At 65.5% G+C, this 16,230-nt stretch carries 15 protein-coding genes and 1 tRNA gene; 8 read left to right on the top strand and 8 right to left on the bottom strand.

Features of this window, described 5'->3' with window-relative positions:
- Window positions 1-10: 10 nt before the first annotated feature.
- Both ACQY5A_RS08845 and ACQY5A_RS08840 read right to left on the bottom strand, forming a co-directional pair.
- Window positions 11-1,336 carry an adenylate/guanylate cyclase domain-containing protein gene (locus ACQY5A_RS08845; RefSeq protein ID WP_428340015.1) on the bottom strand — a complete coding sequence of 442 codons (1,326 nt, stop codon included), beginning with the start codon at window positions 1,334-1,336 and terminating at the stop codon, window positions 11-13.
- A gap of 531 nt (window positions 1,337-1,867) precedes the next feature.
- A tRNA-Leu gene (locus ACQY5A_RS08840) sits at window positions 1,868-1,941 on the bottom strand.
- 98 nt (window positions 1,942-2,039) lie between these two features.
- Here ACQY5A_RS08840 and ACQY5A_RS08835 point away from each other — a divergent pair.
- The gene (locus ACQY5A_RS08835) at window positions 2,040-2,645 is read left to right on the top strand and encodes an ANTAR domain-containing response regulator (protein ID WP_428340014.1); all 606 of its coding nucleotides are present in this window, start codon (window positions 2,040-2,042) and stop codon (window positions 2,643-2,645) included.
- A 70-nt stretch (window positions 2,646-2,715) separates the two neighbouring features.
- On the opposite strand, the gene ACQY5A_RS08830 is transcribed toward ACQY5A_RS08835, so the two are convergent.
- Together ACQY5A_RS08830 and ACQY5A_RS08825 are read right to left on the bottom strand one after the other, a co-directional pair.
- On the bottom strand, window positions 2,716-3,915 hold the full coding sequence (locus ACQY5A_RS08830; RefSeq protein ID WP_428340013.1) for a lipid-transfer protein: 1,200 nt from the start codon (window positions 3,913-3,915) through the stop codon (window positions 2,716-2,718).
- Window positions 3,915-4,355: a Zn-ribbon domain-containing OB-fold protein gene (locus ACQY5A_RS08825; RefSeq protein WP_428340012.1), complete on the bottom strand. Its 441-nt coding sequence runs from the start codon at window positions 4,353-4,355 to the stop codon at window positions 3,915-3,917. Before ACQY5A_RS08825 ends, ACQY5A_RS08830 begins: the two co-directional genes overlap by 1 nt.
- A 124-nt stretch (window positions 4,356-4,479) precedes the next feature.
- Here ACQY5A_RS08825 and ACQY5A_RS08820 point away from each other — a divergent pair, with 124 nt between their 5' ends.
- The 4 genes from ACQY5A_RS08820 to coaE all read left to right on the top strand — a co-directional run bounded on the left by ACQY5A_RS08820 (window position 4,480) and on the right by coaE (window position 10,738).
- Window positions 4,480-4,767 (top strand): putative quinol monooxygenase, encoded by a 288-nt coding sequence (locus tag ACQY5A_RS08820; protein ID WP_428340011.1) that lies wholly within the window; start codon window positions 4,480-4,482, stop codon window positions 4,765-4,767.
- A gap of 357 nt (window positions 4,768-5,124) precedes the next feature.
- The gene (gene polA, locus ACQY5A_RS08815; protein ID WP_428340443.1) at window positions 5,125-7,800 is read left to right on the top strand and encodes a DNA polymerase I; all 2,676 of its coding nucleotides are present in this window, start codon (window positions 5,125-5,127) and stop codon (window positions 7,798-7,800) included.
- Window positions 7,801-7,986: 186 nt separating this feature from the next.
- Complete coding sequence (gene rpsA / locus ACQY5A_RS08810; RefSeq protein WP_428340010.1) at window positions 7,987-9,426, top strand: 30S ribosomal protein S1; 1,440 nt, start codon at window positions 7,987-7,989, stop codon at window positions 9,424-9,426.
- A 106-nt stretch (window positions 9,427-9,532) separates the two neighbouring features.
- Window positions 9,533-10,738, top strand: coding sequence for a dephospho-CoA kinase (gene coaE, locus ACQY5A_RS08805; protein WP_428340009.1), 1,206 nt, complete (start codon window positions 9,533-9,535; stop codon window positions 10,736-10,738).
- On the opposite strand, the gene ACQY5A_RS08800 is transcribed toward coaE, so the two are convergent.
- Entirely contained in the window at window positions 10,735-11,145 is a 411-nt protein-coding gene (locus ACQY5A_RS08800) for a hypothetical protein (RefSeq protein ID WP_428340008.1), read from the bottom strand. The two genes, coaE and ACQY5A_RS08800, sit on opposite strands and share 4 nt — an antisense overlap.
- A gap of 65 nt (window positions 11,146-11,210) precedes the next feature.
- Complete coding sequence (locus tag ACQY5A_RS08795; RefSeq protein ID WP_428340007.1) at window positions 11,211-11,879, bottom strand: LuxR C-terminal-related transcriptional regulator; 669 nt, start codon at window positions 11,877-11,879, stop codon at window positions 11,211-11,213.
- Between the two features lie 114 nt (window positions 11,880-11,993).
- On the opposite strand from ACQY5A_RS08795, the gene ACQY5A_RS08790 reads away from it, so the two are divergent.
- The 3 genes from ACQY5A_RS08790 to ACQY5A_RS08780 all read left to right on the top strand — a co-directional run bounded on the left by ACQY5A_RS08790 (window position 11,994) and on the right by ACQY5A_RS08780 (window position 13,284).
- Entirely contained in the window at window positions 11,994-12,149 is a 156-nt protein-coding gene (locus tag ACQY5A_RS08790) for a DUF6131 family protein (RefSeq protein ID WP_428340006.1), read from the top strand.
- Window positions 12,150-12,241: 92 nt separating this feature from the next.
- Window positions 12,242-12,811, top strand: a complete 570-nt coding sequence (locus ACQY5A_RS08785) for a hypothetical protein (RefSeq protein ID WP_428340005.1) — start codon at window positions 12,242-12,244, stop codon at window positions 12,809-12,811.
- Window positions 12,808-13,284: a hypothetical protein gene (locus tag ACQY5A_RS08780; RefSeq protein WP_428340004.1), complete on the top strand. Its 477-nt coding sequence runs from the start codon at window positions 12,808-12,810 to the stop codon at window positions 13,282-13,284. Before ACQY5A_RS08785 ends, ACQY5A_RS08780 begins: the two co-directional genes overlap by 4 nt.
- 29 nt (window positions 13,285-13,313) lie before the next feature.
- Here ACQY5A_RS08780 and ACQY5A_RS08775 read toward each other — a convergent pair whose 3' ends face one another.
- Complete coding sequence (locus ACQY5A_RS08775) at window positions 13,314-13,748, bottom strand: DUF402 domain-containing protein (RefSeq protein WP_428340442.1); 435 nt, start codon at window positions 13,746-13,748, stop codon at window positions 13,314-13,316.
- 73 nt (window positions 13,749-13,821) lie between these two features.
- Window positions 13,822-16,104 (bottom strand): ABC transporter permease, encoded by a 2,283-nt coding sequence (locus tag ACQY5A_RS08770; RefSeq protein WP_428340441.1) that lies wholly within the window; start codon window positions 16,102-16,104, stop codon window positions 13,822-13,824.
- Window positions 16,105-16,230 lie beyond the last annotated feature (126 nt).

Below are 16,230 nucleotides of genomic sequence, written 5' to 3'. Positions count from 1 at the left end.
TTGGATGGCCTCAGACGCGAGCGGTCTGCGGTGCCTCGGTACGGACGCCACCGGAACCGGTGTCCGGCTTACGCCCGATCAAATACCAGGTGTGCATGCACCCTTTGCCCTTGATTTCGACCTCGCCACGCTCCTGCAGCACGAAGTCATCCTTCAGTCGGTGATAGACGTCGTCCGGCACCTGGATCCGGCCGATCGAATCGGTGGATTCCATTCGCGACGCGACGTTGACCGCGTCACCCCACACGTCGTAGAAGAACCGGCGTGATCCCACGACACCCGCGACGACGGGCCCACATGCCAGCCCGATTCGCAACGGCAACGGGTCACCCCGTGAATCTCTCAAACCGCGTACGACTTCAGCCATATCAAGGGCGAAAGACGCCAGCGCCTCCATGTGATCGGCTCGCGGCTTCGGCACACCGCTGACCACCATGTAGGAGTCGCCGCTGACCTTGATCTTCTCCAGACCATGCTTGTCGACCAGTGCATCGAAGTCACCGTAAAGCCGGTCGAGGAAAAGGATTAACTGGTCCGGTGGCATATCGCTGGCACGCTCGGTGAACCCGGCGATGTCAGCGAACAGCACTGATGCGTCTTCGTATTTATCGGCAATGATGTTGTGCACCGGGTCTTTTAGCCGCTCGGCGACGCTGGCCGGCAAGATATTCGCCAACAGTGCTTCGGATCGCTCGTACTCCACTTCCATGGCAGCTTCGGCGCGGACGATTTCGCGCACCGCGTACCAGACCGTGGTGACGACCATGACACAGGCCGAGATGGTGGTGACGATGAAGTTGAGCGACAGCGCCCACCCCGGCTGGGCACCGGTGTCGTGAGGGACCAGGAATTGCAACGTGATCACCATGCCGGCTGCGATCGCGGCCAGCATCGCGGCAAGAAAAATGCGGTCGACGCCGAGCTGCAGGACGACCAGGCAAGCCGCGACCAGGAAGTAGAACTGCAACCCCGAGCCGGTACCGACAAACCAGCAGATCGTGAAGATCGAAAGATACGCAGTGCCGATGAAGGTCAGCGGGGGGATCAACTCGCCGAAGCGGTTCAGCATCGGCACGGTGGCGTAGATCGCGGCGGCGACGATGTTGACGACGCCGATCCACCACAGCTGCGGCGCGGTGAAAATCTGGACGAAGCCGAAACCCCCGCTGACAAACATCGCCATCGTCGCGGTGAGGGTCAGGATGCTGCGGCGCCCCTCGATGCGCTCGGCATAGACCTGACTGCGGGCACGTGGTTGCGCCCGCACTGCTGCTACACAATCCGGTGATCGCCGCGAACCCGCTGGTTGTCGGGCGGCGCACCGTTTAGCCACCACAACAAAAGAATAACGGCTGGGGTGACAGCTTTGGGGGTCTTGGTGTGCCCTCTGTGAGATTCGACCGAGGACTCGCGTGCCCGACAACGACGAATGCCGGCAGACAACCCGGCTCATCGATGGCGGCGCCGCATTCAGACACGCAGGGAACTGTGAAGACGAGGCTCGCAGATGAGTCGCAGCGGTCCTACAGCAGACCGGCGTCGCCGCCGGTCCTTACTAGGTGTGGGCGCAGCGGCCTTCGCGGTCGCGCTGATCGGCCAGGCCGACGCTCCCGAAGCCAGCGCCGACACCGAATCTGACGCGTTCGAGTCCCTTTTCGATACCGGGATCAACGCCTGGACCACCGGGGCCGACACGGATTTGGCGACGTTCAGCCCGACCCCTTGGACACCAGCGTGGACAACTTCCATACGGGTTGGAGCAGCGTTTTTGTTGACAACCCGTTTTCTTACCTTGTCAACCTTTACGACCCGAGCGCATTTGGCGTCGACCCTTCCGGCCACCAGTCGCCCGTCGCGCCAACTTGGGTGCCCTCGGTGAGATTCGAACTCACACTGGACGGGTTTTGAATCCGTTTCCTCTGCCAGTTGGGATACGAGGGCCCGCTCGCTACGGCCTCCCACCATAGAGGATCGGCCGGTGCGAGCCGACTCACAGCCCCGCAGTCGTGGATCGGCGCGGTTCACGAGAGAATGTCCCCATGACCGACGACGACGCGCGTCCGACGCACCGGGTTCTGATCGCCGAGGACGAGGCACTGATCCGGCTTGATCTGGCTGAGATGCTGCGCGAAGAGGGCTACGAGATCGTCGGTGAGGCCGGCGACGGCCAGGAAGCCGTCGAGCTGGCCGAACAGCTGAAGCCCGATTTGGTGATCATGGACGTCAAGATGCCGCGTCGCGACGGGATCGACGCTGCGTCGGAGATCGCCAGCAAGCGCATCGCGCCGATCGTGATCCTCACCGCGTTCAGCCAGCGCGACCTCGTGGAGAAGGCACGTGATGCCGGGGCGATGGCCTACCTGGTGAAGCCGTTCACAATCTCGGACCTGATTCCCGCGATCGAGGTGGCGCTCAGCCGGTTCAGCGAGATCAAGGCGTTGGAGCGAGAAGTCGAGACGTTGTCCGACCGGCTGGAGACCCGCAAGCTTGTCGAGCGGGCCAAAGGGCTGCTGCAGGCAAACCAGGGCATGACCGAGCCCGAGGCGTTCAAATGGATCCAGCGCGCGGCGATGGACCGGCGCACCACCATGAAGCACGTCGCTGAGGTTGTCCTGGAAACCCTCGATACGTCCAAAGACGCGTAACCGCGAGCAGCCAGAGAATCGCACGGACTCGTGCAGTGGAGTGCGATTCTTTGTCTGCTCGGCGCATGCGTTAGCGCGCGACGACCACCGAGGATCCGTGACCGAATAGGCCCTGGTTCGCGGTGACGCCGACTGTCGCGCCCTCCACCTGCCGGCCGGTGGCCTGACCGCGCAACTGCCAGGTCAACTCGCAGACCTGGGCGATCGCCTGGGCCGGGATGGCCTCACCGAAGCAGGCCAGCCCGCCCGATGCGTTGACCGGCACCTTGCCGCCGAGGGCAGTGGCGCCACTGCGCAGCAGCGCCTCGGCCTCACCCTTGGGGCACAGGCCCAGGTGCTCGTACCAGTCGAGCTCCAGCGCGGTGGATAGGTCATACACCTCGGCCAGGCTCACGTCTTCGGGTCCAATGCCGGCTTCGGCGTAGGCCGCGTCGAGGATCTGATCCTTGAACACCCGCTCCGGAGCGGGTGCGACGGCAGTGGAATCCGTTGCGATATCCGGCAATTCGGGCAGGTGCTGCGGGTACTGCGGGGTCACCGTGCTCACCGCACGCACCGAGGGCACGCCGTCGAGCGAGCCGAGGTGCCTACGCGCGAACTCCGCGCTGGCCACGATCAGGGCGGCCGCGCCGTCGGAGGTGGCGCAGATGTCGAGCTGGCGCAGCGGGTCGCTGACGACGGGGCTGGCCAGCACGTCCTCGACCGAGGATTCCTTGCGGTAGCGGGCGTTCGGGTTCTGCAGCCCGTGCTGGGAGTTCTTGACCTTCACCTGAGCGAAGTCCTCCGACGTCGCGCCGTACAGGTCCATCCGGCGACGGGCCAGGAGCGCGAAGTAGACCGGGTTCATCGCGCCAATCAGGTGGAAGCGCTGCCAGTCCGGGTCGTTCTTGCGTTCGCCGCCGACCGGGGCGAACGCGCCCTTGGGGGTGGTGTCGGCGCCGATGACCAGCGCGACGTCGCAAAACCCGGCCAGAATGTGGGCACGTGCGCTCTGCAGTGCCTGTGAACCGCTGGCACACGCGGCGTAGCTGGAGCTGACCGGCACGCCGTTCCAGCCGAGCTTCTGGGCGAACGTCGACCCGGCGATGAAGCCCGGATAGCCGTTGCGGATGGTGTCGGCCCCGGCGACCAACTGGATCTGCTGCCAGCCCAGGCCGGCTTCCGCCAGCGCCGCGCGGGCGGCGACGACGCCGTATTCGGTGAAGTCGCGGCCCCATTTGCCCCAGGGGTGCATGCCGGCGCCGAGAATGTAGAGCGGATCGGGGCTCATCAGGCGATCCTCCAAGCGTGGACTAGGCGTTCGACCCCGTCGCTGTCGGTGAACAGGGTCATGGTGGCCAGCTCCATCTCCATCCCGACTTTCAGATCGGCGGCCAGGGTGCCCTCGACGACTTTGCCCAGCACGATGATTCCCTCGTCCGCGAGTTCCACTGCGGCGATGGCGAACGGCTCGAACGGATCCGGGGCGGGATAGGGCGCCGGCGGTGGATAGCGGTTCTCGGTGTAGCTCCACAATGTTCCGCGGCGCGACAGCGGGACGGCCTGCAGTACATCGCTGTCGCAGGCCGGGTTGGGGCAGTTGTTCTCCCGCGGCGGGAAGACGTAGGTCCCGCACTTCGGGCACTTACTGCCGATCAGATGCGGGTTACCGGTCTCGTCGGTGGCAAACCATCCGTCGATTGCCGGTTCTGGGCTGGTGACCTGGGGCACCGAGTCAGCGTACCCAGCGTGGGCATAAAACTGAAACGTGTTGCAGTTAGTGGCTGTCACCGATGAGTTCCGCAGGCATGGGGGGTCACAGTGTCAATGTGTGGGTCAACCGAAGGAGCAGCCAATGTTGATTGTCGCGGGTTACCTCGTCGTAGACGCAATGCAGCGCGACAGCTACCTCGAAGAATGCAGGGCGGTCGTGCGGCAAGGCCGAAATTCGCCGGGCTGCCTCGACTTCGCGATCAGTGCCGACTTGATTGAGCCGGATCGCATCGACATCTTCGAACGCTGGGAGTCGCGAGCCACCCTTGATGAATTTCGCGGTAGTGGGCCCAGCGGCGAGCAACAAGGCCAGATCGTTTCCGCCTCGGTGTGCGAGTACGAGGTGGGCAGCGAGCAGCGGCAGTTGTAGGGCGACTTGCCTGGGGTAGACGAAGTCTCCGTGTGGGCGGGCGTAGCGCCGGCCCGCGGGTGCCAGACCACTCACGACCCCTATCGATCCCCGGACCCCCAAGCAGGAGGCCGGACCACCAATGCCCGCCGACGGGAAGGCGCTGACCTGCACTCGCGTGCCGGCGAAACCAACCCTAAAGACGCGGGAACCGACGTTCATGCCGCAACTGCGGCCTGAACCGAGGACGCCCGAGAAGGGCGGTGCCGACTCCTCAACAGTTAGTCGACACGCTTTAGAGTTGAGGCCGTGAGCCCAGCCAGGACCGCGAGCAAGAAGACACAGGCCGGCAAGGCCACCGACGACAAACCAACGTTGATGCTGCTGGACGGCAATTCGCTGGCATACCGTGCTTTCTATGCGCTGCCGGCCGAGAATTTCAAAACGCAGGGTGGGCTGACCACGAACGCGGTGTACGGGTTCACCGCGATGTTGATCAACCTGCTGCGGGATGAGTCGCCCAGCCACATCGCCGCCGCATTCGACGTGTCACGTCAGACGTTCCGCTCCGACCGCTATCCGGAATACAAGGCCAACCGCTCGTCGACGCCGGACGAGTTCCGTGGGCAGATCGACATCACCAAGGAAGTCCTTGCCGCACTGGGTATCACGGTGCTCGCCGAACCGGGTTTCGAAGCCGACGACCTGATCGCCACGCTGACGACCCAGGCCGAAAACGAGGGCTATCGGGTCCTGGTGGTCACCGGTGACCGGGACTCGCTCCAGCTGGTCACCGACGACGTGACGGTGCTGTATCCGCGCAAAGGTGTCAGCGAACTGACCCGCTTCACCCCGGAAGCCGTGGTCGAAAAGTACGGCCTGACGCCCACGCAGTACCCGGACTTCGCTGCGCTGCGCGGCGACCCGAGCGACAACTTGCCCGGCATCCCGGGCGTCGGGGAGAAGACAGCGTCCAAATGGATCATCGAATACGGCTCGCTGCAAGCGCTCGTCGACGATGTCGAGTCGGTGCGCGGCAAGGTCGGTGATGCGTTGCGGGCGAATCTGTCCAGCGTCGTGCTCAACCGTGAGCTCACCGACCTGGTGCGCGACGTGCCGCTGGCGCAGACGCCGGACACGCTGCGGATGCAGCCCTGGGACCGCGACCAGATCCACCAGCTGTTCGACCAGCTGGAATTCCGGGTGCTGCGCGACCGGCTGTTCGACACCCTGGCCGCTGTCGAACCCGAGGTCGACGAGGGCTTCGACGTCCGCGGGGGAGCGCTGGAGCCCGGCGTGGTCGCCCAGTGGCTGGCCGACCACGCCTCTGACGGACGCCGAGCCGGCCTGGCGGTGGTAGGCACCCATCTGCCCTACGACGGCGATGCGACGGCGCTGGCGATCGCCGCGGCTGACGGCGACGGCGCTTTCATCGACACCACGACGCTGACGGCCGAGGACGACGCCGCGCTCGCTGCCTGGCTCGCCGACCCGCAGCAGCCGAAAGCCCTGCACGAGGCCAAGTTGGCGATCCACGACCTCGCCGGGCGGGGCTGGCCCCTGAACGGCGTCAGCTCCGACACCGCGCTGGCCGCCTACCTGGTTCGGCCTGGCCAGCGCAGTTTCACACTCGACGACTTGTCGTTGCGCTATCTGCGCCGCGAACTGCGGGCGGAAACATCGGAGCAGCAACAGCTTTCGCTGCTCGATGATAGCGACGGCGTCGACGAGCAGGCCGTGCAGACTTCGGTGCTACGCGCGCGTGCCGTCGTCGATCTCGCCGACGCACTGGATGTCGAGCTCGACCGCATCGACTCCACCTCGCTGCTGGCGGGAATGGAACTGCCGGTGCAACGGGTGCTGGCGGCCATGGAGGCCGTCGGCATCGCCGTCGATCTGGACCAATTGAGCTCGTTGCAAAGCCAATTCGGCGACCAGATCCGCGACGCCGCCGAGGCGGCCTACGCCGTGATCGGCAAGCAGATCAACCTCGGCTCGCCGAAGCAGCTGCAGGTGGTGCTGTTCGACGAGTTGGAGATGCCCAAAACCAAACGGACCAAGACCGGCTACACCACCGACGCGGATGCGCTACAGACCTTGTTCGACAAGACCGGGCATCCGTTCCTGCAGCATCTGCTCGCGCACCGCGACGTCACCAGGCTGAAGGTTACCGTCGACGGATTGCTGAATGCCGTTGCCGGCGATGGTCGTATCCACACCACCTTCAACCAGACGATCGCGGCGACCGGCCGGCTGTCGTCCACCGAGCCCAACCTGCAGAACATCCCGATCCGCACCGACGCCGGCCGGCAAATCCGGGACGCGTTCGTGGTGGGCAGGGGACCAGACGGATCAATGGCAGAGCTGATGACCGCCGATTACAGCCAGATCGAGATGCGGATCATGGCGCACCTGTCCCGCGACGAGGGCCTGATCGAAGCCTTCAACACCGGCGAGGACTTGCACTCGTTCGTCGCGTCGCGGGCCTTCGGCGTGCCGATCGACGAGGTGACCGCCGAACTGCGGCGCCGGGTCAAGGCGATGTCCTATGGCTTGGCGTACGGGTTGAGCGCGTACGGCCTGTCCGCGCAGCTCAAGATCTCGACCGAAGAAGCCAAGGAGCAGATGGACCAGTATTTCGCCCGGTTCGGCGGTATCCGTGATTACCTGCACAACGTCGTCGAGCAGGCCCGCAAGGACGGCTACACGTCGACGGTGCTCGGCCGCCGTCGATACCTACCCGAGCTGGACAGCAGCAACCGGCAGGTCCGCGAGTCCGCCGAACGGGCCGCGCTCAACGCGCCGATCCAGGGCAGCGCGGCCGACATCATCAAGGTGGCGATGATCGAGGTCGATAAGGCGCTGACCGACGCCGGCCTGGCGTCGCGGATGCTGCTGCAGGTCCACGACGAGTTGTTGTTCGACGTCGCCGAAGGGGAACACGAGCAACTCGAAGCCCTGGTGCGGGACAAGATGGGCGACGCATACCCACTTGACGTGCCGCTGGAGGTCTCGGTCGGCTACGGGCCGAGCTGGGACACCGCGGCGCACTAGCGTCCAGCCGCCGAACGATGACGAGAAGTTCGCCGGTCCCGTCGCACGATGCCGGTGGGCCGGGTTTGGCCTGCATAGGCCTAGTCGAGTAGCCTCAACACGGTAGTCCGGCAGCAATTCCGGGCGATCGAATTAAATCCAGCACTTGTCCCTACGACCTCAACCTGTCCGGAGCAACCCAACAATATGCCGAGTCCCACCGTCACCTCGCCGCAAGTAGCCGTCAACGACATTGGCTCGAGCGAGGATTTTCTCGCCGCCATCGATAAAACAATCAAGTACTTCAACGATGGCGACATCGTCGAAGGGACCATCGTCAAAGTCGACCGGGACGAGGTCCTCCTCGACATCGGCTACAAGACCGAAGGCGTCATCCCTTCTCGCGAACTGTCCATCAAGCACGACGTCGACCCCAATGAGGTCGTTTCCGTGGGAGATGAAGTTGAAGCCCTGGTCCTCACCAAAGAGGACAAAGAAGGCCGGCTGATCCTGTCCAAGAAGCGGGCTCAGTACGAGCGCGCCTGGGGCACCATCGAAGCCCTCAAGGAGAAGGACGAGGCCGTCAAGGGCACCGTCATCGAGGTCGTCAAGGGTGGTTTGATCCTCGACATCGGTCTGCGTGGCTTCCTGCCGGCGTCGCTGGTCGAGATGCGCCGGGTCCGCGATCTGCAGCCGTACATCGGCAAGGAGATCGAAGCCAAGATCATCGAGCTGGACAAGAACCGCAACAACGTAGTGCTGTCCCGCCGTGCGTGGCTGGAGCAGACCCAGTCCGAGGTGCGCAGCGAGTTCCTGAACCAGTTGCAGAAGGGCGCCATTCGCAAGGGTGTGGTGTCCTCGATCGTCAACTTCGGCGCGTTCGTCGATCTCGGCGGCGTCGACGGTCTGGTGCACGTGTCCGAGCTGTCCTGGAAGCACATCGACCACCCGTCCGAGGTGGTCCAGGTTGGCGACGAGGTCACCGTCGAGGTGCTCGACGTGGACATGGACCGCGAGCGGGTTTCGTTGTCGCTCAAAGCGACTCAGGAAGACCCGTGGCGGCACTTCGCCCGCACCCACGCCATCGGCCAGATCGTGCCCGGCAAGGTCACCAAGCTGGTGCCGTTCGGCGCGTTCGTCCGTGTCGAAGAGGGCATCGAAGGCCTGGTGCACATCTCGGAGCTGGCTGAGCGCCATGTCGAGGTGCCCGACCAGGTCGTCGCCGTCGGTGACGACGCGATGGTCAAGGTCATCGACATCGACCTGGAGCGTCGCCGGATCTCGCTGAGCCTCAAGCAGGCCAACGAGGACTACACCGAGGAATTCGACCCCGCCAAGTACGGCATGGCCGACAGCTACGACGACCAGGGCAACTACATCTTCCCCGAGGGCTTCGACGCCGAAACCAATGAGTGGCTCGAAGGTTTCGACACACAGCGCATCGAGTGGGAGGCCCGCTACGCCGAGGCCGAGCGGCGGCACAAGATGCACACCGCGCAGATGGAGAAGTTCGCCGCAGCCGAGGCCGAAGAGGCCGCCCGTCCGCAGTCGAGCAGCTCGTCGAGCGACGACGCGCCCACCGGTGGCTCACTGGCCAGCGACGCGCAGCTCGCCGCACTGCGGGAGAAGCTCGCAGGTAGCGCCTGACAGTCAGATCGCAACGAACGCCCCGGCTCACACATGAGTCGGGGCGTTCGTGTTTCCGGCGACAGCCGCAGGATCCGGCCCCGCAGGGCCCTGACACACTGGTGCGGTGCTGCGCATAGGCCTGTCCGGCGGGATCGGCGCCGGAAAGTCGACCGTGTCCTCGACATTGAGCGAACTCGGCGGAGTCGTCGTCGACGGCGACGTGATCTCCCGGGAGGTCGTCGAGCCGGGCACCGAGGGTCTGGCCAAGCTCGTCGAGGCTTTCGGTGACCAGATCCTGTCCGGCGACGGCTCACTCAACCGGCCGGAGCTGGCCGCGATCGCGTTCAGCGACGAGGAGAAGCGCCAGACGCTGAACAGCATCGTGCATCCGCTGGTCGGCAAGCGCCGCTCCGAGCTGATCGCCGGTGCCGGCGAGGACGCCGTCGTGGTGGAGGACATCCCGCTGCTCGTGGAATCAGGAATGGCGCCGATGTTCCCGTTGGTGGTGATCGTGAACGCCGACGAAGACCTCCGGGTGAAGCGGTTGATCGAACATCGCGGCTTCACCGAGGAGGACGCCCGGGCCAGGATCGCCGCGCAGGCCACCGAGGAACAGCGTCGCGCGGTCGCCGACGTGTGGCTCGACAACACCGGCAGCACAGCGGAATTGGTCGAGCGGGCGCGTGAGCTGTGGCATCGGCGGATCCTGCCGTTCGCGCGAAACCTCGAGGCCGGCGAGCCGGCGCGCGCAGGCCCGATGCTGGTGCCCTATGACCCATCCTGGCCGGAACAGGCCCGCCGCATCGTGGCACGGCTGAACACCGCGTGCGGACACCACGCCGTCCGCATCGACCACATCGGTTCGACAGCGGTGGAGGGCCTCGACGCCAAGGACGCCATCGACGTCCAGGTGACGGTCGCCGCGCTCGACGTGGCCGACGATTTGGCCGGGGCGCTGACTAGCGCGGGATATCTGCGTCGGCCGATCACCGCGGACGTGAGCAAGCCAGACGCTCGCAGCGCCGCCGCAGAGTTCGACCACAGCAGCGACGAAGCTTTGTGGCACAAGCGAATTCATGCATCGGCCGATCCGGGCCGACCGACATACGTCCATCTGCGCGTCGACGGCTGGCCCAATCAGCAATTCGCACTGCTCTTCGTCGATTGGCTGGCGGCCAATCCTGATGCGCGGGAACGGTATCTGAGCGTCAAGCGGGAAGCCGAGCAGACCGACGACATGGCGACCTATGTGGCGGCCAAAGAGCCGTGGTTTGCCGATGCCTACCGCGAGGCGTGGGATTGGGCGGACGCGACGGGCTGGCGCAGTTAAGGGGTAGCCGGTAGCGCTGCGCCACAGGACAGCACGCCGTTCAGCGGGTCGGTACTGCCGGGGGCCGGGTGCACCACTTGGTCGACCTGGACGAAAACCTTGTCGTCGACCTCGATTTCGCAGTGCACATTCGCCGAATACGGCCACTTGACCGCTACCTGCATGCCGGCCTGACGGGGATCGGCCAACACCGCGTTGGCCTGAAACGCATTGCCGGGCAATGCACTCAACTGGGCCATGTTGGTTTGATTTTCAGCCGTGATGAAGGTCGCCTGGCTACCGGGTGCCACACCGTCGACCCGCGCGACATATGTGATGTTGTGCATGTCGGCTTGCGCTGTCGCGGGAATCAGTTGCGCGCAGGCAACCGCCGTGGCGAGAGCCACCCATCTGTGCATCGTGCCCATGACCAGATAGATTACCGCGACCCCGTGGGTCGGTTTCCCGCCTCGGTCTCGTCGCCTGGGCGACGCTATGGACCCCCGCGCCAGTGCTCGATGCGGTGATGGTCGGGGGTAAATCCGTGCTGGACCCCCCACAACACGGCCTGGGTGCGGCTGTCGACGCCCAGCTTGCGGTAGATCGTGCGGATGTAGGACTTCACGGTATTGGGGCTCAGATACGTCAGGCGCGCGACGTCGGCGTTGCTCTTGCCTTGGGTGATCAGCGCGAGAATCTCCGCCTCGCGCTCGCTGAGCCCCTCGCTGCGACCGGGCCAGTCCTGTCCGGGAGCGCCGCGGGCCCGGCCGCCGGCCTCGGTGACCACCACCTCGCCGGCGTGTACGGCCTCCAACGCCGCGACCAATTCGCGCGCGGGCAAGGTCTTGGAGAGGTACCCGTGCGCACCGTGCCGTCGCGCGCTTTCCACGAGTTCAGGGTGAAAGTTCCAGGTGTAGACCACAACTCGGCTGGCCTGCGGATTGGCAACCAGGACGCCGATCTCCTCATGATCCGACTCCGGCTGAGCGAACGAGTCGTACAACACGATGTCGACAGCGTCTTTCACCGGCATCGTGGAGTCGAGTTCTGCGATGACGACCCGGTCGCGGTAAGGCTCGAGCATGTTGGCCACGCCCTTGACGACGACGTCGTAGTCATCGACCAGTGCGACGGTGATCGGCGCCCTCAAGCTTTGTGACATGCCGACAGACATTACCCCCCTAGGGGTGTATTGCCACCCCCCTTACGGGTGGTCGACTTCTGTGCATCGGTCAATCCGATCGTTCAGGCACCATCATCGAAGGAAGGCTCAGTCATGATCACTCTCGGCATCATCCTGCTGATCGCGGGGTTCGTACTCAAGATCTCCATCCTGTGGACCATCGGCATCGTCGCTCTCGTCGTCGGCGCAATCCTGGCCATCGTGGGCTCCACCGGACACGCCATCGGCGGCCGTCGCCACTACTTCTGAGCGCGAACGGGTCTTTTGTGCAGCAGGTCACAAAAATGCGTTTGCATCGCAGACCGGCTGGTTATTCGACACACGCATGAAAGGAGCACGCGATGCCTATCTGGCAATGGATTTTGATCGGGGCCGTCGTCGTTGTGGTGGTTGTCGCTGCGGTGGTCGCAGCGGGCATGATCAGGTTTCGCACCAAGACGAAGCGGCTCAAAGAGCACTACGGCACCGAATACGAGCGGGTGGTCGACGAGACCGGGAGCGAGAAAGGTGCGGTCCGCGAACTCAAAACGCGGGAACACAAGCACGACAAGCTCGACATAGTCCCGCTCACGCCTTCGGCGCTCTCGGAGTTCACCGCCCGCTGGCAAGAGGTGCAGGCCGGCTTCGTGGACAACCCCGCGACGGCCGTCGGCGTGGCGGACCGTTTGGTGACTGAGGTGATGAGCCAACGGGGTTATCCCGTCGACGATTTCGATCAGCGCGCCGCGGACATCTCCGTCGACCATCCGCAGATCGTGGACAACTACCGGGCGGCGCACGGTATCCACACCTCGGAGCAGCAAGCAGATACCGAGCAGCAACGGGAGGCGTTTATGCACTATCGCGCACTGTTCGAGAAATTGCTCGAAATCCCTACCGACAACGCCGCATCACAGGAGGCGAGCGCATGACCACTCACGAACAACACACCGTCGACGATCCGCGTGATGAATTCGCGGCGCCCGTCGGCGACGAACCCCGGATCGAAGACGAGGGCACCGTCGCAGACGAGGCCGGCGTCGACGTGCGTGAGCCGGCACCCGCCGCGGACGATGTCCCGGCACCCGCCCCGGACGATGTCGCCGTGACAGAGCCGGAGCACGAATCATCCGGCAGCGAAGCACTTTTCGGTGGCGATGATGTCGCGGACCTGCGTGCCCGGTGGGCGGGCGTTCAGGCCGCGTTCGTCGACAATCCCAAGGAATGTGTCCAGAAGGCGGACCACCTGGTGTCCGACGTCGTCGAGCAACTCACAACGGGATTCGCCGAGACGCGCTCACGTCTGGAAGGACAATGGTCTCAAGGCCACGATGCTTCCACTGAAGATCTTCGGGTGGCCCTGATGCAGTACCGCGAATTCTTCGATCGGCTGTTGTCCGTCTGAATCTATTGTCGCTCAACGGAGTACGTCCTTCAACGCCAGGTCAGCTGCATACCTTCGGCAGCGAGCCAGGCGTTGAGGTCGTAGCGGTTGCGGGCCAGGCCATCGACGGTGGCGGCGGACCGTCGCACCGCCAATTCGCCGGCCTCGGGTGTCAGAAGGCCGTGCCGCACCGCATCCAGTAGCTCGTCGACATCGGCCAGCTCCACCCCGGCATGGGTGCGGACGACGAGATCGAGGTAGTGGTCTTCGGAGGTCCACTCGTCCGCGCCCGGCGCGTACTCGCCGACATCGAGGTAGTAATCCTGGTCGCGTTCGTGGCCCGGGTTGAAATGAAAGACGGTGGCCCGCAAGCCCAATGACGGCAGCAGCCACGACTCGAGATAGTGGAATTGCGCGCGGCCGGGGGTAGGGCGGGCCAGGTAGAGACCCCAAGGCCGCACGGTGTACTCGTCGACCGCCCGCACAATCCCCTTGGGGTCGGTGTTGGTGCGGGCGCGCAGGTCGAATGTCTCGTGCTTGGGCGGATGCATGTGCCGTCTAGCGCCTCAGCCGGATTTTCCACCGGACGAAGCACGCGTAGAACACCGTCAGGCCGGCCAGCATGCCCATGTCGAGCAGCCAGAAATGTCGGGTGTGTTGCCAGAACTGATCCTGGGGGAGCAGCGTCGGAGGCACCAGATGGCGAAGGTCGACGGTCGATGCGGCGGCCGCGTAGCCCCACCTCGCGGGCATCAGCCAGGACATTTGGTCCAGGCCGAGCCGGCCGGTAACGGGGACCATGCCGCCGCACAGCACCAGTTGCGCCATCACCGCGACCACGAACAACGGCATGATCTGCTCGCTGGAGCGAACCAACGACGAAATGGCCAGGCCCAGAACGGCTGAGGCGACGCAGGCCGCAGCGACGGTCAGGAACAGCTCGCCGGTAGCGGCCACCGTCGAGTGGCCCAGCAGCACCGCCCCACTGCTCGGTGCGCCCTTGCCGACCACCACGATCGTGGTGACGATGGCTGCCTGCAGAATCGCGAACCCGCAGAACACCAGCGTCTTGGCCAGCAGGTACGCCGTCGTCGACAACCCGACGGCCTGCTCGCGCTGGAAGATCGGCCGTTCACCGACCAGGTCGCGGATCGTCAGCGCGATACCCATGAATGCCGCGGCCGGCAACAGCAACGCCAGAATCTGCGCCGCCTCGTCAGGCGTCCCGGTATGGGGGCCGGTGGCGCGAAATCCCGTGTCGCCCGGCACGGTCAGCGACAGCGCCCCCAGGATGAACGGCAGCAGCGCCAGGAACATGAAATACGCGCGGTCCGCGACGACGAGGCGGACTTGTCGGCGGGCGATCGTCGAGATCTGCCGGGGCACGCTGGTGTGCACCGGCTCACCCAGATCGGCCGGCGCGTCCGCTTTCGAGGGCGGCTGCGGCTCGTCGCGCTCCCGGAACCGGCGGTTGGCCTCGTCGGGGTCGGCGCCGACCTGGCTGAAGATCCTGGCCCAGTTGGTGGTGCCCATCACCTCGCCGATGCCGTCCGGCGGCCCGCAGTACGCCGTTTTTCCGCCCGGCGCGACCAGCAGTACCTGGTCGCAGACGTCGAGGTAAGACAGCGAGTGGGTGACGACGAGCACCACCCGGCCCGCGTCGGCCAGCTGACGCAACATCGTCATGACCTGCAGGTCCAGCGCCGGGTCAAGACCCGACGTGGGCTCGTCCAGCATCAACAGTGACGGCCCGGTGAGCAGCTCGAGCGCCACCGAGGCGCGTTTGCGTTGGCCGCCGGAGAGCTTGTCGACCCGCGTGTGGGCGTGTTTGGTCAGATCAAGTTCTCCGAGCACCTGGGCGACGACCTTGGTCCGGTCGGCTTTGCTGGTGTCAGGAGGCAGCCGCAGCTCAGCTGCGTAGCTGGCGCCTGGTTGACCGTCAGCTGCCGGTGCACGACGTCGTCCTGCGGGACCATGCCGATTCTGCTGCGCAGCGAGGCGTACTCGGCGTGAATGTCGTGGCCCTCGAACGTCACCGAGCCACCGCTGGGGGTGGTGTAACCGGCGATCAGACGGGCCAGCGTGCTCTTCCCCGCGCCGGATCCGCCGATCACCGCCGTCAGCGTCCCCGGCCGCGCGGTCAGCGAGATGTCGGTGAGCAGTTGTTTGCCGTTCTCGACGACGTACTGGACGTTGCGCACCTCCAGGCCGCCGGTGCGGGTGGCGGCCTCGGTTTCGCTGCGGCGGACCAGCAAGCCACCGTTGACCACCAGGTCGATGTTGCCGACGGTGACGACGTCGCCTTCGCTGAGGATCGCCGACCCGACCCGGGTGCCGTTGACGAACGTGCCGTTGACGCTGGTGTCGCGGATCTCGGTGCCCAGCGGCGTCAAGGTCAGCGTTGCGTGATACCGGGAGGCCAGCACGTCGGGGATCACGATGTCGTTGTCCGACGCCCGGCCGATGGTGACCGACCCGGCAGGCTTGGCGGACGGCGTCGCTCGCGGCGCGATGCGCTTGACGAAGCGGGTGGCGAAATTCGCGCCCTCGCCAACGCGGGCGTCCAGCATGGTGACTTCGGTGGGTAGCGCGCCGTGCTGTGCCGGTGCCGGGCGCGCGTTGGTCACGGTGACCTCGTCGGGCGGTGGGCCGGCGGGCGGCGGGCGCCCGCCCTGGACCGTGGTCGGATACTCCGAGGGTGACAGCGGCGGCGCCAGCCTGACCTGCGGAGCGAGTCGGCCCTGCGGGACGGGTGCCGGCGGCGCGACGGCTCGGCGCGGTTCGGGAGGCGAAGGCGGCTGCTGGACCAGTGGCGCCACGGGACGGGCGGGAGTGGACCACGACATCGTCTGCTGCGCGGTTGGCGGAGGTCCACCGGCGGGGGCCGGTGCGCCCCTACCTCGGCGCTCCCCGATCTCGAACGTCAGTTGCGGCCCGCCCGCGTTGCCGACGTTGATGCTTTGCCCG

Source organism: Mycobacterium sp. (assembly GCF_965277065.1).
Lineage (GTDB): Bacteria > Actinomycetota > Actinomycetes > Mycobacteriales > Mycobacteriaceae > Mycobacterium.
The sequence above is the reverse complement of the archived record's forward strand: the minus strand, read 5'-3'. Positions and strand labels throughout refer to the sequence as shown.